General features: G+C 49.3%; 11 protein-coding genes. 8 read left to right on the forward strand and 3 right to left on the reverse strand.

Annotation, left to right across the window (positions count from 1 at the left end; translation table 11 throughout):
- Positions 1–73: 73 nt before the first annotated feature.
- Positions 74–2,962, reverse strand: a complete 2,889-nt coding sequence (locus tag ADIS_RS08680; protein ID WP_081634893.1) for a ligand-binding sensor domain-containing protein — start codon at positions 2,960–2,962, stop codon at positions 74–76.
- A gap of 223 nt (positions 2,963–3,185) precedes the next feature.
- On the opposite strand from ADIS_RS08680, the gene ADIS_RS08685 reads away from it, so the two are divergent.
- From ADIS_RS08685 to ADIS_RS08700, 4 genes are all read left to right on the forward strand, one after another.
- Positions 3,186–6,266, forward strand: coding sequence for a SusC/RagA family TonB-linked outer membrane protein (locus ADIS_RS08685; RefSeq protein ID WP_010854067.1), 3,081 nt, complete (start codon positions 3,186–3,188; stop codon positions 6,264–6,266).
- 4 nt (positions 6,267–6,270) lie between these two features.
- Positions 6,271–7,743, forward strand: a complete 1,473-nt coding sequence (locus ADIS_RS08690) for a RagB/SusD family nutrient uptake outer membrane protein (protein WP_035805273.1) — start codon at positions 6,271–6,273, stop codon at positions 7,741–7,743.
- A 119-nt stretch (positions 7,744–7,862) separates the two neighbouring features.
- Positions 7,863–9,911 (forward strand): PKD domain-containing protein, encoded by a 2,049-nt coding sequence (locus tag ADIS_RS08695; RefSeq protein WP_010854069.1) that lies wholly within the window; start codon positions 7,863–7,865, stop codon positions 9,909–9,911.
- Between the two features lie 12 nt (positions 9,912–9,923).
- A complete protein-coding gene (locus ADIS_RS08700) occupies positions 9,924–11,045 on the forward strand; it encodes a glycoside hydrolase family 16 protein (RefSeq protein WP_155907294.1) in 1,122 nt (373 codons plus the stop codon).
- A gap of 87 nt (positions 11,046–11,132) precedes the next feature.
- Here ADIS_RS08700 and ADIS_RS22955 read toward each other — a convergent pair whose 3' ends face one another.
- Positions 11,133–11,303 carry a hypothetical protein gene (locus ADIS_RS22955; protein ID WP_010854071.1) on the reverse strand — a complete coding sequence of 57 codons (171 nt, stop codon included), beginning with the start codon at positions 11,301–11,303 and terminating at the stop codon, positions 11,133–11,135.
- Positions 11,304–11,606: 303 nt separating this feature from the next.
- Between ADIS_RS22955 and ADIS_RS08705 the strand changes: the two genes are divergently transcribed.
- Both ADIS_RS08705 and ADIS_RS08710 read left to right on the forward strand, forming a co-directional pair.
- The gene (locus ADIS_RS08705) at positions 11,607–11,825 is read left to right on the forward strand and encodes a DUF2683 family protein (RefSeq protein ID WP_010854072.1); all 219 of its coding nucleotides are present in this window, start codon (positions 11,607–11,609) and stop codon (positions 11,823–11,825) included.
- Entirely contained in the window at positions 11,822–12,082 is a 261-nt protein-coding gene (locus tag ADIS_RS08710; protein ID WP_035805276.1) for a Txe/YoeB family addiction module toxin, read from the forward strand. Before ADIS_RS08705 ends, ADIS_RS08710 begins: the two co-directional genes overlap by 4 nt.
- Positions 12,083–12,162: 80 nt before the next feature.
- On the opposite strand, the gene yiaK is transcribed toward ADIS_RS08710, so the two are convergent.
- Positions 12,163–13,179, reverse strand: coding sequence for a 3-dehydro-L-gulonate 2-dehydrogenase (gene yiaK / locus ADIS_RS08715; RefSeq protein ID WP_035805296.1), 1,017 nt, complete (start codon positions 13,177–13,179; stop codon positions 12,163–12,165).
- 157 nt (positions 13,180–13,336) lie between these two features.
- On the opposite strand from yiaK, the gene ADIS_RS08720 reads away from it, so the two are divergent.
- Together ADIS_RS08720 and ADIS_RS08725 are read left to right on the forward strand one after the other, a co-directional pair.
- Positions 13,337–14,260, forward strand: coding sequence for an NAD(P)-dependent alcohol dehydrogenase (locus tag ADIS_RS08720; RefSeq protein ID WP_202900563.1), 924 nt, complete (start codon positions 13,337–13,339; stop codon positions 14,258–14,260).
- 798 nt (positions 14,261–15,058) lie between these two features.
- Entirely contained in the window at positions 15,059–15,883 is an 825-nt protein-coding gene (locus tag ADIS_RS08725) for a carbon-nitrogen hydrolase family protein (RefSeq protein ID WP_035805277.1), read from the forward strand.
- The last annotated feature ends 458 nt before the right edge of the window (positions 15,884–16,341 follow it).

Consider the following 16,341-nt stretch of genomic DNA (forward strand, 5'->3'; position numbering starts at 1 on the left):
TTTGGTAAGATCTACATAAAAGCCATCAATCCCAAATCCTCCCATCCTGGCATTACATGCCCCAATGAGAGGTTTAGAATTTCAAGATATATTCCTGCAGATTATCCTCCCGCTGCAGGGTCAGCTTTTTCCTCAGCCTGTATCGCGCAATCTCCACACCACGCACCGAGATATTCATCAGGTAAGCGATTTCCTTGGTGCTCAGATTCATGCGTAAATATGCACTCAGCTTGATTTCCTGCGGGCTAAGTTCTGGGTAGGATTTTTTGAACCTGGACATAAAATCCCCGTGAACCTGATCAAAGTGGATCTCGAATTGCTCCCAGTCTTCATCCTCGGCGATATTCTTTTCGATGTGCTTGATAAGCTTCTGGATCTCGTTTTTCACCTCCTGGTTCTTGCTTTTCTTGATGATTCCGGTCAGGTTTCCTTTCACATTGTCGATAAAGCCATTTTTGGTGATCAGGTGCATGGTAGCCGTGGCAAGCTCCTTGTCCTTCAACTGTATCTCCTGGCGGAGTTTTTCGGTACGAAGCTTCTCTACCTCCTCCCGCGTGGTTTTCAGCACGGACTCCTTCTCTTCGATCACCCGGCGGGAAGCCTGCTTCAGTCGTTGTGCCTTTTTTTGGTATCTCTTTTCCACCACTCGGTAACCTGCCACCATGAGCACACAAAAAACCACCAAATAAACGCCATAGGCCAAAGGGCTTCTGTACCAGGGTGCCAGCACCTCAAAACTGTAGACAGCCTCTGCGGCTTCCTCTCCAAACTGGTTTCTGCTGCTTACATGAAACGTATACCTGCCTTCCCTCAGGTTGGTATATGCCCTATCACTGCGCTTGCCCCATTCGCCATAGCCGGGTTCGAGGCCTTCCAGCCAATAGCGGAACTCGAGCTCGTTTTCGTTGTTGGGTGTGGGATTGCTGCTTTCAAACCGAATGTTGGCCTTTGCATAGGGGATTTTTGGCGGAATGGAGGAATGGCCTGCACCGGTCATGCGAAGATTGCCTCCATAAATCAGCGAATCAACGACGCCCGTCAGATACACCCCTCGGATAAGGGTAGCATAAGGATATGGTCTATACCTATGGTCGCTCATACGAAAGTGTACAAAACCCTCATTTGCCGCAAAGAGCACTTCGTTTCGGCGGAGAGCGGCGATATTTTGCAGGTCGTCATTCAGCAGGGGGATGAGTTGGTTGAACACCTCGTGATGCTTCAAAAAACTCCCGTCCATTCGCTTTTCCAGCACCCCCACCTGATCCTCTGCGATAAAGTGCACATTCCCTTGGGGATCCTCTTGCAGGTAATGGATCAACACGCCGGGACCGAAAAAATCAAGAAAGAAGGAATCCCGCTCAAATTGCTTCTTATCCTCCAAAAAGCGGAACACACCTGCCTGCGTCGTAAATACCAACCGGTTGCCCACTCGCCAAACATTATTGAGCGTGGGGGTTGGGAGTCCTGTCTCCGGTCCAAATTCCTCGACAGACACCCGCTCCAGCTTTTCATCCACTCGCAGCCGGTATACTCCTTTATAGCCGTGCGTGACCCAGATATAGCCTGACTCATCTTGCTCTATCACCCGGCTAGACTCATCAAATCCGCTAAGTTGACGCAGGAAACGGATATCATCGGGCAATATTTCAAACAGATACAATCCTTTATATCCACCCACCAAAAGCAGGTTTGGGTGTCCCGCTAAGGGTTGAAAGCACCAGATACCTGAGGGTCCTTCCAATCGCTTGGCCCGGTTCCCCCGGATCCAAAACGCACCGTCATTGTGTGCCACAAGCAAGCGGCCCTGAATGGATTTTAGTTGATAGACCTGCCCACTGGAGTTTTCCACTAACACGGCATCGCCACTGGGCCGATCCGGTGAATCCTGTACATATACGCCATTGTTTGTGCCAAAATAAATACGCCCCTCAAATAGCGTAGCATGGTACCCGGTTCCCGTCAAACCGGAAAACCGATTGATCTTCCGAAATGGATTGCTTAGCTCTACCAAGGTAATGCCATTGGAATGGCCTACCCATAGGTTGCCGGACAAATCCTCCCGCAATGATAGTACGACGTTGTTATTCAATCCATGCCCATTGTCCAGATGGAGCACAGTCTCCCCTCGGTCTGTAACGATATATAAACCCTCCGTCTGGGTACCTACGGCAATATGGCCGTTTTCCAATTGCAGGGCGGTGTTGACTGTACTACTCAACGCTCCATTCCAAGGGCGTATGGACTCTCCTTCCATGTGAAACACTCCTTCACTTCGGGTAAACACCAGCCTGCTGTCTTCAGATATCTGGATGACCGAGGCAATACGCTTATCCTCAAAGAAAGCGCCTCCCAAAAGAGGCAGCAGCTCTCCCCGTTGGTAATAATGCAGCCCCGTACCTACTTCATTCGCAAAGAGTCGATTCCCATGAACGTGAAAACTTTCGAAAACACTCTTGGTGGAGATCACATGCCGGAAGGTCTGCGTGGCATCGAAAACAAAAATTTGACGATCGGTACAAAATAAGAGGGCATCAGTAGAAAGAAAGACATGCCATACTTCCTCCAAATTGCGATAGGCTTCGGGAAGTTTTTCTTTTAGTGAATAAAAGGCAAACCGCCCCGTTTCATTAGGTCCGAAATAGCCAAAATCGCCCTGGCCTGCCACATAGATCAATCCGCTTTCGCTCAGCTGTACATGACGTACCTTTGAGCCGTTGGGCAGGGTATTTCTCCGCCATGCGATGCCATCGTATTCGAGCAGTCCGAAATTATTTGCGACATAAACCAATCCGTCAGGGCTTTGGGTGATTGCGTAATTTTGGATTCCTCCCCTGTATTCCTGACTGGGATAGTACCTCGAAAAAGGAAGGCCCAAGGTCTGGCCTATTGCCAGTGTTCCATGAACAAGGCTATACAATAAAATCAGCAATACTTTCAATTTCGGGTTTAAGTGTTTGGACATACAAGATAAGGGATATATCGGTGATGTAGTAGCTTCTCCAAAAAAATGAATCAAACAAGCTTGGTGAAAATGCTGCAAAATTAACCAAATCAAGCATTTTTAGTTCATTTGATGAATTATTGTGAAAGACTGAATTAGGCCTTGATGTAGTATTGATGTAACCGGATATTTCGCCCAACTAAAATTAAACGCCAACTTGTGGCTTCATAAATCCAAATAAAAAATGAAAAGAGTATTACTGTTATGTTTCGCGCTTTCTATCCAGTATGGACTGTGGGCGCAAGGAAACGTAGTGAGAGGGCAAGTCACGGATGACACAGGCTTTCCACTACCAGGTGTAAGCATTCTGAAGCTCGAATCGGTCGTAGGTGCGGTGACTGATCTGGATGGTAATTTCACCATCAATGCTTCTGCTGGAGACCGCCTCCAGTTCTCCTTTATCGGATACAAAACCCAAACCATTACCGTAGGTAACGCTACGGAGATCAATGTGGTGCTGGGAGAAGACCTAACCAATCTGAACGAGGTAGTCGTAATCGGCTATGGTACGGCCACCAAAAAGGAACTGACCGGCGCCACCTCTCAACTGAAAGGTGAGGCCATCGAACGGATGAACATGCCGCGGGTAGATCAAGCCCTGCAGGGACAGTTGGCCGGTGTAAGCATCTCTACCAACTCCGGTGCCCCGGGAGGCACTTCCAACATCCGGATCCGGGGGATCGGTACCTTTGGGGACAACGACCCGCTGATTTTGGTTGATGGTGTCATTTACGATGCGGCCGGACTGAACGCATTAAACCCGAACGATATCGAATCGGTCAACGTACTGAAAGATGGTACCGCCGGTATCTATGGTGTGCGGGCAGCCAATGGGGTTATCCTGATTGAGACCAAGAAAGGTAACCTCGGGACCAAGCCACGAATGGATTTTACCGCCTTTTATGGCGTGCAGGAAACCGCACGAAAACTTGATTTGCTAAACGCCCGGGAATTTGCCATACTGAAAAACGAAGCGTTTGCTGCCGGTGGGCAGCCAATGCCCTTCAACAACGTGGAACTTGGAGAAGGTACCGACTGGCAAAATGCCGTATTCCAGACAGCCCCTATTCAGGAATACAATATGACGGTGACAGGTGGATCGGAAAAAACCTCCTATTCCATCGGCGGGTCCTACTTTTCGCAGCAAGGTATAGTCGGTGGCCCCAAGGCAAACTTTGATCGCTTCAATGCCCGGATCAACTTTATCACTGAAATTGCCCCCCGGGTGAAATTTACGAACGTACTTCTATACACCCGGGAAGAGAGCAAAACACTACCTCAGGGCGGTATAGGTTCCGTTTTATATAACACCATCAATGCCTATCCTACGGAGCCGATTTTTGTGGGAAGCAGGTACTCGTACTTGGATAATGTAAATGACATCATCAATCCACTGGCCCAGATGGAAAATACCCACAACGATGCCTGGGTAAACAAGCTGGTGGGCAAAGAGGAAGTCGAATACAAGATAAACAGCAATTTCACTGTAACGGGCCGTGCCGGCTACAATTTTGCCATGGTAGACTCCAAGGTCTTCAACCCACTGGTATGGTATGGCCCCGGCAAGTTTGCCAATACGGCGCGAAATGCAAATTTGGACCCGGTTTTGGTAGACGTGGGCGGAATCCAAATAGAACGTGGAGCGAGTGTGTTTGAATCCCGCAACACATTCTTTGATTACAACCTCGAGTCTTTTCTGAACTATGAAAAATCGCTGACCGAAGACCATCGGATCAAAGGCATGTTCGGGGTTTCCTTGGTTGGCAACAGAAGTGAAGGCCTAAACGGCACGGGATTCAATATACCCAACAACGACATAGCCTTCGCAGATATTTCTGCCAACCAGGCTCCCGGAGGATTTCTGAACAACGTAGGCTCCTTTCAAAGCCGTCAGCGGCTTACATCTGCCTTTGTGCGGGGCGAGTACGATTTTCAGAGAAGGTACCTTTTCTCCGCCATTCTGCGTCGAGACGGGTCATCTAACTTCGGACCAAACAACCGGATCGGCTACTTTCCTGCCATCTCTGGTGCTTGGGTGATCTCAGACGAATCGTTTTTCAGTTCCAGTGCCATTGACTTCATGAAGCTTCGAACAAGCTTTGGCGTGTCAGGAAACGACCAAATCGGCCTGTTCAGATACAGGGGCCTGCTCAATGGTTCGGCCACCTATGTATTTAATGACCTTATAGTAAACGGAGCCGCGATAGGCAACACCAGCAACCCAGACCTGAAATGGGAAACCACGTACCAAACAAACATTGGGCTTGATTTTTCATTTTTCCGAAATTTGGATGTTACGGCCAACTATTTCATCAAAAACACAAAAGACCTGCTGTTTCAGCCCGACGTGTCTGCCCTACTGGGGTCCTATGGGCCGGGAGGTTCGCCGCCGGTAATCAATGCAGGTGATGTGTTGAACCGAGGACTGGAATTGGAGTTAGGCTATGGAACTTCAAGAAGTCAGGGCGTGAATTTCAAATTTGACTACAATGTCACGTTCCTTAGAAACGAAGTAACAGCGGTACCAGAGGGGTTTGAGTTTATTCCGGGAGCTCCCTTCAGCGTAGGTGGAAATGTGGCTACCCGATTTCAGAAAGGTTTCCCGATCGGCTACTTTGTCGGCTACCAAACAAACGGCATCTTCCAATCTGCGGAAGAAATTGCTTCAAGCTCGGTGACCCAACCAGGTGCCCGACCCGGAGACCTCAGATTCGTGGATCAGAATGGAGATGGTGCGATCAATTTTGGGGACGATTCAGACCGAACCATGATCGGTTCTCCCATCCCGGACATGGTAATGGGCTTCAATTTTTCGGTTGATTACAAAGGTATTGACTTTGGTGCCAACATTTTCGCCGCCCTGGGTCAGGACATTATCCGAAACTATGAGCGGCAACAGCCCTGGGCAAACCAGTTGAGCTACAACTTAGCCAGATGGACCGGACCTGGAAGTACCAACGAATTCCCCAGACTGACCACCGGACCTACCAGAAATACGGTTTTTTCTGACTTTTATGTGGAAGACGGCTCTTTTGTGCGCCTGCGAAATGTACAGCTTGGGTATACCCTGCCTTCGGAGGTTACCCAAAAGATCGGTGTGCAGTACTTCAGGTTCTACTTGGCCGCCAATAACCTGATTACGCTGACCAAGTACCAAGGATTTGATCCGGACGTGGGTTCAGGTAACCCGCTTGGTGCCGGGGTAGATAACGGCATATACCCGCAGGCAAGAACCCTAATGGCCGGTCTTAACATTAAATTTTAATATCATGACACGTATATATAAATGGTTATTAATCATCCCATTTGGAATATTGTCGGCATGCGACAGTCTACTGAATGTGGATCCTGAGTACACACAGGATGCCGAGAACTTCTTCAACACGCCTGAAGATTTCAACAGGGCTATCATCGGTGTATATGACATGATGCAGCCTGCTTACCTGAACATCTGGATCGGTGAGATCGCGTCAGACAACTCCATCGCCGGTGGAGAAAGCGTGAACGATACACAGGGACTGCACGAGATTCAAAACATGACCCATGGTGGAGTGAACGAAGAACTGAGGGCCGTAATGCGGGTCAACTACACCGGCATCGCAAGGGCGAATTACATCTTTGAACACCAAGACAAGATCGACTTCCCCGGAAAAGACCTAATTTTAGCCGAAGCCCGGATGATTCGGGCCTACTTCTATTTCAACCTGGTGATGTATTTTGGGGACATGCCCCTGATCATTGACCGCCGGATTTCCATCAACGAGATCTCAAGCACCGTCCGAACGCCAAAAGCGGAGATCTACGCACAGATCGAGTCGGACCTGCGGGCTGCCATTCCAGTTCTTCCGGCCACCGTTAGCGAAATCGGAAGAATGACCTCCGGCGCCGCAAAAGCGCTTTTGGGAAAGGTCCTCCTTTACCAAAACAAGTTTTCAGATGCCGCCACCGTTTTGGGCGAACTTATCGACAATAATACCGGTGGATATGGTCTTTTTCAGGACTATTCTACCATGTTCTTGGTGGTCAACCAAAATGTAAATGAAGACGTATTCACCATTCAGTTTTCCGGTCTTCAAGGCGGGGACTACGGATGCCTCATCTGTCTGAACGGAAATGCTGCCGTGGGATTCCACGGAATCCGCCAGTATGAAGGCCCCTTCTATGCTGACGGAAACAGCTACAACCTGCCCACGCAGGATCTGTATGATGAATTTGACGAGGGCGATCTCCGAAGGGAAGCCACTGTATTGGATATAGAGGCATTCATCGCCGCCCAACCCAATCCATCTGAAATCTCCTATGCGATCGGGGGCGGCGGCCATACCGGGTTCTACAATAACAAGTATATCAAACGCGCCGATGAGCGTGGCCTTCCGGATGACGATTTGACCAGCCCACTTAATTACCGGGTGATCCGTTGGGCCGATGTGCTCTTAATGGCCGCAGAAGCTTTCCAGCGATCCGGTAACGATGCACGCGCGAGAACCGAACTCAACAAGGTGCGGGCACGTGTTCAGATGCCGGCGATCAATGCGACCGGAGACGCCCTCTATCAGGCGATCCTGCGCGAGAGACGACTTGAGCTTTCCGGCGAAGGGTACCGATTCTGGGACCTAGTACGAACCGGACAAGCTGCCGGCCGAATCAGTGGCTTTGTACCGGGCAGGCACGAGCTTTTCCCGATTCCCCAGGTGGAAATAGACCTTGCCGGGGGTAACTGGAGCCAAAACCCAGGGTATTAATTCGGATTTAGGAAGAATCGTGCATACGACAAATCTGCCTAGAACGATGGCCAACCCGATAGTTGACTCATCCCTTTGGTAGAGGCACGTTTTGACCGCTTAAAAACAAACATAGACACATGAAAAAGATACTAAAATATACTTGGCTTCTGCTGCCGCTGTTGGCAGTCTGGAGCTGCGTGGAAGAATACCGCCTGGAAGGGGCACCTCCTACCGAGGCGGATGCCAACTTCAGCTTTCAGTCCACGCCCGAAAGTGACAATATCCTTCGCTTCACGGCAGACGGAGATTTCTTTATGATGAACTGGGATCTAGGTAATGGCCAAACAGGCGAAGGAAAAACCGTTACCGGAACCTATCCCCTTGCAGGCACCTACACGGTTTCCCTTACCATCTTCAACTCGGGAGGCAGTGTCACCTTCTCACGGGACGTCGTGATCGCTGAGACGGATCCTCTTCTCCTGGATCGTCCCATTTTCAATATGCTTACAGGAGGTGTGGATGCCACGGAAGGTAAAACATGGAAAATCGATGCCAGTAGACCGGGGCATTTCGGTGTAGGACCGAATCCGTCTTCTCCTGCGGGCAACTTCCCCGAGTGGTACCAAGCCGCTGCATTTGAGAAAGAAGGCTCCGGCATGTACACAGACCGCTATACCTTCTTCCTGGACGGATTTAGGTTTGTAATGGAGACCAATGGATTTGTGTATATCAACGCAGCGCAAGGAAGTAATTTCCCAGGTGCTTTTGATCCCGGTGTGGGTGACCTATCTGCGCCTTATGAAGCTCCGGATGGACTGAGATGGTCCCTCGTCGAAGCAGAAGGTGCACTGCCAGAACTTACCATTTCTCCCGGTGGATTCCTAGGATACTTCGCCGGAGGCCGCACCTATCAGATTGTCCGTCTTACCGAAAACGAAATGTTCCTTCGATTTGTCGACCAGGCAAATACCGACTTGGCCTGGTATATACGGCTTATCCCGGAAGGTTTTGTACCTGATCCACTACCCGAACCGGAACCAGAACCCATCAATCCAGATGTTAACTTCACAGTAAACGACCTAGTTGGTAACGGAAGAAAAGTATGGATGCTCAATCCGGCAGCCGGGGCATTCGGAGTGGGCCCATCCAGGGGCAGTGACGCGTTTTTCCCGAACGGCCAGGATATCAGTGGAGACCGACCTTGTCTGTTCAATGACCTGTTCATCTTTTCTTCAAACGGCAGCTATGTATACAATGCGCAAGGCGATGTCTTTGGAGAGGGCTATATGGGTATCTCGGACGGCTGCCAGCCTGAAAGCTCGCTTGAAGGAACTGTGGGCGCAGCCTGGGCATCGGGATCGCATAGCTACACATTTACACCGGGCACGCCAACTACCTTTCCGAAGATCACGGTGACCGGCACAGGTGCCTTTATTGCCCTGCCGAAAGCCTATAACGGCGGCGAATACCAAAACGGCCCACCTCGGCAAAACGAGTCGGTTACCTATGAGATTACTGCCTACGATGCGACGACCGGCCAAATGACGCTTTCCATTGATATCTCTGGCGATGGATCCGTATTCTGGAACTTTGTGTTGGTACCTGCTGCGGACCAATCCCTTGGATTATCCGAATTGACCCGGAACGATCTGATCGGCGACGGTGAAAAGGCTTGGAAGCTTAAACCTGCCGCCGGTGCATTCGGTGTAGGTCCCGTTCCCGGGAGCGACGAGTGGTTTCCGAGTGGTAACGACATAAGTGGTGACCGACCCTGCCTCTTCAACGACCGGTTTATTTTCAACGATGATGGTACCTATACCTACGATCCACGGGGTGATGTATTTGGGGAAGCCTACATGGGCATACCGGATGGCTGCCAAGATGCGGACGCTCTCGTAGGCACGGTAGGTGAAGCCTGGGGAGCCGGATCGCATCAGTTTTCCTTTACCCCGGCATCGGGTGGAGACAATGCCAAACTGTCTGTAACCGGAACGGGGGCCTTTATTGCATTGCCCAAGGCTTACAATGGCGGCGAATACCAAGCAGGGCCTCCACGGGCAAACGAAACGGTCATTTATGACGTAATTAGCTATGATCGAACCTCCCAGGAACTGGCGTTGACGATCGACATCTCAGGAAATGGTGGCGTATTCTGGACGTTCGTGCTTGTACCCGCAAACGATTAACCTATGATTGTCATGGCAAAAGCAATTCAAGCGCTATTCGTCTTCTTCTTCCTTGCAGCTGCAAATGCGTGCAACTCGGATCCGGTTGAAGACCAGGTTTTGCTGCCCTCCAACCTAAATGTGGCGGTAGAAATACTGGAAAATGGGATGGTTCGCGTGAATTTCTCCGCAGATCGGGCCAATTTCTTCCGAATTGGCTTCGGGGCCGGCAACCAAGAGCCAGAACTCGCCACGGGCAGCTCGGCGTCGTTTCGGTACACAGTCCCCGGCACCTATACCATCACGGTGCAGGCACATGCTACCGAAGCCGATTTCATCAAACGCGAGGAAGCGGTGACCATAACAGAGCAGCTATTGGGCATTGGACTTCCGACCACCGGTTTTGAATCCCCCATGTCCTACGATGGTTATTCACTGGTTTGGAACGATGAGTTTAATTCCAGCACACTCTCATCCGATTGGGTATTTGACCTGGGTGACGGCTGTCCCAACCTGTGTGGATGGGGAAACAATGAGCTGCAGTTTTATCGTAGGGAGAATACGCAACTGAAAGACGGTTATCTGATTATCACCGCCAGGCGGGAAAACTTCGGGGGGAAAAATTTCACTTCCTCCCGATTAAAAACCCAGGCAACCCGGAATTTCCAATTCGGTAGAATGGACATTCGAGCAGCCATGCCAAGGGGGCAAGGGATCTGGCCGGCGATCTGGATGCTTGGTGAAAGCATCACTGAGGTCAGCTGGCCTGCCTGCGGGGAGATCGACATCATGGAAATGATCGGTGGAAACGCCACCGGTAGGGATGACACGGTGCACGGAACCTTGCACTGGGACAACAATGGCTCCTATGCCTACCGAGGTGGTAAAAAAACCTTGGCAGGCGGGGCCAAGTTGGCGGATAATTTCCATGTGTACAGCGTTATCTGGGATGAATCCAAGATAACATGGCTACTAGACGACGTGGTTTACCACGAACAGGACATAAGCCCCGCGTCCATGGATGAGTTCCGCGCTCCGTTTTTCTTTATCCTGAATGTGGCAGTAGGAGGCAACTGGCCCGGCAATCCGGACAGCACCACCATCTTTCCACAGCAGATGGCCGTGGATTATGTACGGGTGTTTCAGAAGGAATAGCAGCTCAGGCACTTCGGCCATAAACTAATTTCGACTGATTAAAGCTAGAAAAGAGGCTGTCCGAAATGGGCAGCCTTTTTTATGGAGCTAACTTCTAGGCAGATCCTCAAAAGTATAAATCTCCAATATTTCGTGGTACTGGTAGACTAAAACGGTGGTTTTCACCACTGCCGCACCCGAAACCGTCAACCACTTCGGCCTTCCGCCTGTCTTCGACTTTCCCGAACCGCTCGTGCCGGAATAGGTAGCCATCATCATTACGCTTCCAGTTTTTTAGTAAAACCTGATTAGGACTACAAACAGGTTGATTAGGGTCAGGAATGAGTTCTGGGGTGTTTAAAACAAGGACTACGTTTACAATAGGATGTACCTTTAAACGACGGATTATACCTATCTATTAGATCAATTCAAGCTCTTTCTTTCACCATGCCTGTTTTTAGTGTAAATTCACGTTATCAAAACACGTTCACCAGCAAACAGCAACCTTTTATGCTTTTGGTAAAAGCCTTTGCATGGACTGGCGAAGCTACAAAGACATACACTTATTAATTTGAGTCAACCATGAGCAATACGATAATAATCCATACGGAAACAAGAGAACAGGAAGATGCCCTGAAGGCATTTGCCAAAGCCCTCAAAATCAGGTTTGAGGTGGCGAAAGAAAAGTCATATGATCCTGATTTTGAAACGAAAATCCAGGAAAGCAGAGAACAGTACAAGAAGGGAGAGTTTATAAGCATTGAGAAAAAGGAAATTAAAAGTTTTCTAGGACTGGAATGACTTACCGCTTAGACTTTTCCAGACGGGCACAGGAAGATATTGCCTTTCACAAAAAGTCAGGCAATAAACCCCTGTTAAATAAAATAGCTGTGCTTCTGGAAGAATTGACCGAACATCCTTTTTCAGGAACCGGAAAGCCCGAACCGCTAAAACATAGCCTGTCCGGCATGTGGTCTCGTAGGATAAACAAAGAACACCGGCTTATTTACGAAGTGCTGGAAACAGCCGTAGTGGTGCATCACGCCAAAGGACACTAACGATTCCTAGGATAGAAAGGCGCTTTTACCATCCTCGTCCTAGGGGGGGGAAAACCTGAAGGCATCAAGGCTGAAACTCATTAGATCATTCCCAATACGCGCTTCCAGATTTCCCTGTCCACGGGAACGCCTAGCCGTTGGTTATCTGCCCGATTTTTAAGGGACTGCTCCCCGGGGTATTGGGAGGATTCCCCGGAAAAGGTATCCGCGGATTTCAGGTCCTCAACCCAGACCATCAGCCGGTCGTTTATGGTTTCCTGGTTCAGCCCCAATTTGGGTGGATACAGACAAAGAAAAAACTGGGAAATGGCATGTTCCTCCTCCAGCTTGCCAATATCCATCGTAGCCAGTCCCCCGGAAAGCAGCGAAGCGATCAAATCCAGCATCATGGCGAGACCAGCCCCCTTCCACATCCCCATGGGCATGGCCAAACCACTCGCAAGCACTTCCTTGGGATCTTGCGTTACTTCTCCACCTGCCGTAAAACCCGCAGCAAAAGGCATTTGCCTGCCCTCCCGAAGGTAGGCCTGCATTTTACCATAGGCAAACTGCGTCATGGCCATATCCAATACGATGGGCTCGGGATCGCGGGGAATCGCAATAACCAGCGGATTGTTTCCCAGCCTAGGTTCCTTTGCGCCCCAAGCGGGCATATTGGGAAGGGTATTGGTAAAGCAAATGGCCACACAGCCCTCTCGGCCGGCCTGCCACCCAAAATTGCCTCCACGCTTCCAGTGGTTGGTTCGCCTGAGCGCTACTGCACCCATCCCTTGTTCCTTTGCCATGGCTATGGCCCGGCCCATCGAAAAATGCGCATTCAAAGGCCCCGCCCCGAGATTGCCATTCCATCGCTCAAAAATGGGTAAGGCAAAATCCAAGCTTGGTTCCGCCCGTGGATCGACTATGCCCGCATCCACCAAGCGCACGAACTCCGGAAAGCGGTTGAGTCCATGGGAAGCTACCCCATCCAGACTGGCATCTGCAAACAACCCCGCACACAGCGAGGCCTTTTCGGCATCGAATCCCCTACTTTCCAACACGGACTTAAACACGCCCCGCAAGGTAGCATACGCTATTCTGCTAGTAGAATTTTTCATGGCTGACTGATCCAAAGGTTTAGAAGGCATGATAGCAAAAAATGTAGAAAAAAACCAGCCATCACCGCTGCCTTTCAGGGCCTCTTGCATAAGCAGCACCTTTTGAATACCTTGTGCCAAGAACCACAAACCTGTCCACCAAGATTTTTCCATTCCCATGAGCACCATGAAAGCCGTAATCTGTACCCGCTATGGCGGACCTGAAGTATTGCAATTGGCAGATGTACCCAAACCCCATGCAAAAAAAGACGAAATCCTAGTCAGAATCAGGGCAACCGCGGTCAATTCCGGCGACGTGCGCGTACGGGGACTGCAAGTAGAGGGTTTGATGAAAGTCATTATGCGGCTGGTGTTGGGCGTCAGAAAGCCGCGAAAACCCATCTTGGGAACCGTATTCTCGGGCATAGTGGAAAGCATAGGACAAGACGTTTCTAACTTCAACCCCTGCGACGAGGTATTCGGCATGACGGGGTTTCAGTTCGGAACCTATGCGGAGTATATTGCGGTTAAAGCGAAAGGCAACGTACTGCCAAAACCCCAAAATGCCACTTTTGAAGAGGCTGCAGCCCTGCCCTTTGGCGGCCAAACAGCCATCTACTTTCTCGAAAAAGCCAAGTTACCGGCAAAAGCCCATCCCGAGGTATTGATCTACGGGGCAACCGGATCCGTGGGAACAGCTGCCGTGCAGCTCGCCAAGTACTATGGAGCCAAGGTGACCGCTGTGTGCAGTTCAAGCGGTGCGGATTTGGCTTCCCGATTGGGTGCTGACCGCGTCGTAACGTACGATACGCAGAATTTCACCCAATTACCCCAGCAGTTTGACCTGTTCTTGGACGCCGTAGGCAAGACCAAAAAACATTCGGTTGAGCATCTTCTGAAACCCAAGGGTCTCTACCTATCTGTGGCAGGCCTAGACTACGCCTCCGAAAACATCGCGCAACTGGAACTGCTAAAGGAGCTTTTTGAACACCACGGATACGACGCCACCATCGACCGGACCTATCCCATGCAGGAAATTGTAGCGGCACACCAATACGTGGACACTGGCCACAAAAAAGGAAATGTGGTATTGCAGGTGTAGCGTACCGCGCATTTTCAGATCTTTTTCTACGTTTACCACGACTGCCAGCGTAGCTAGTCGAGCTGGAACACTTTCATAAACACACCATGCCCCGACCCGTCCTGTCCCGTGGATTGCCATACGGCCACCCACCCGTTTTCTATGGCTGTAACCCTTGGATGAAATTGCGGGCCTGAGGTGTAATCACTTATGATCGATCGGGAGCCTCGCGAACTTCCGCCGGCATCAAAGACCTGTTGATAGACGTTGATGTTTCCCGCTGACTGTATTTATCAAAAGAATATTTCCGCATTACTTAGTTTAAAGCGGAAATATACAATACCCGACGATTAAGTCCAATTTTCGTGGACAACTTTTACCCTTGGACATTCGCATCAATGAATAGCTGTTATTCAGAATTGTTCATAAGTCAACAATTTAGACCCATAGGTTCATTATACCTCTACATCGCAGCGTGGTAAAAATGTCATCAAAAACAATTGGCTTCTAGGAGCAAAATCCAACACACCGTTCATGGGTAGATCACTGCCTTACACTGTTTGTGTTGAAATCCAAAAAAGAAAGTTACTGATGGTGATACCAAGATAGTTGCAAAACCCTTCTACAACAGACAGAGGTACCTTATTAGCTGTTTCCGTGAAATCGAAGCTTGGTAGTGAAACGGTTTTACTTGGTTGGTGGAATGGCGAGGGTCAACCTGAATTTAGCGATTGACTGTTTTTTTTGCAGCCCAGAAGGAAAAATACCGTTCGTCTTTACAAGTTCACCCATCAATTCTTCTTATATGTATACTTTTGCATGACACCTATAAAGGAGCAACTGATGGATAGGAAAATAACAGTTTCGGCCTTTCAATTCCCGGTAGCACAAAACGATCCCGCAACCAACCTGACGAGAATTCAGAATGGTCTAAAAGAGGCCAATGCGGACATTGTCGTCCTTCCCGAGCTTTGTACCACCGGGTATTTTTTAGCTAAGGAGGAATGGATTCAATACGCCGCAAAAAAGAACGTAGACGATATATTGGACGCGATGATTGAAATGGCGGATCAGTTCGATACACATTTGGTATTTACCATCCCAGTAGCCAATGATCACAAAATCCTTAATGCGGGGTACCTAGTCAACGGTACCGGAATCGTTGGTATGCAACCTAAAATCCACGTTACGGATTTTGAAAGATCCTTTTTTTCACCTCCCAAGTCCAAGCGACTCCGCGCCATTCATTCAGACATGGGCATAATAGCAATTATATCCTGTTTCGACCTATGGGATGCAGACCTATTTAGGCAGGCTAAAACCCAGCAAGCCGGGTTGATTTGCGCACCCTGTGCGTTTGGTTCCGAGCGAACGCCTATCATTGCCCGAGCACGGTCAATGGAGTTCTGTACACCACTGGCTATGTGCAACCGAACCGGAACCGAAATAATTGGCGAAACCCTCGATTCCTTTATAGGCCAAAGTGCCATTTGGGATGAGGACGGAAATATCCTAACCATCGCACAAAAAGAAACAGAATGCATACAGACTGAGGTCATCCTTAACAAACCTACATCGCTTCCCTTTTGTGCTAATCTTTCGGAAGAAATGGCCTGGCATAAAAAAACAAACCCAACCGGTTGAGTTTGTTTTGGCACGTAGCACCTCCTAAGGTGGTTGCTTTTTCCCTAGTGCTTATATTCATGTGTTTATAATTGTTTTTTAATGGTCAGAACTTGTCCGGTAGGTAGACTCGACTTCATCTGATGTTATTTCTACGTTTCTTATCTATTGTTAAAAAAACCGGACTAATCATTTATCTTCTACATTTATTATTCTTCGACTTTGCCCTCACTGCAACTCTATATCAAGAACCCTTTGACATTATCAAACTGACTAAACGGTAGTTTGAAGGACGTTTGGCCGCTAAGGGGAATGTCAAGCTTTATGTTTGGCGGTAGTGCGCTACGGAATATGCAGGCCCTTCGACCTGGAACTCGTTATCATTTGCAAACCAGGCTATCAGGCGACCTAAAACGGGGCAATCCCATCACCATCTATAATACTCCCCTAAAATGGTACCAGAGGTTAAGTTAAAAAAA

The organism is Lunatimonas lonarensis (assembly GCF_000390185.1).
GTDB lineage: Bacteria > Bacteroidota > Bacteroidia > Cytophagales > Cyclobacteriaceae > Lunatimonas > Lunatimonas lonarensis.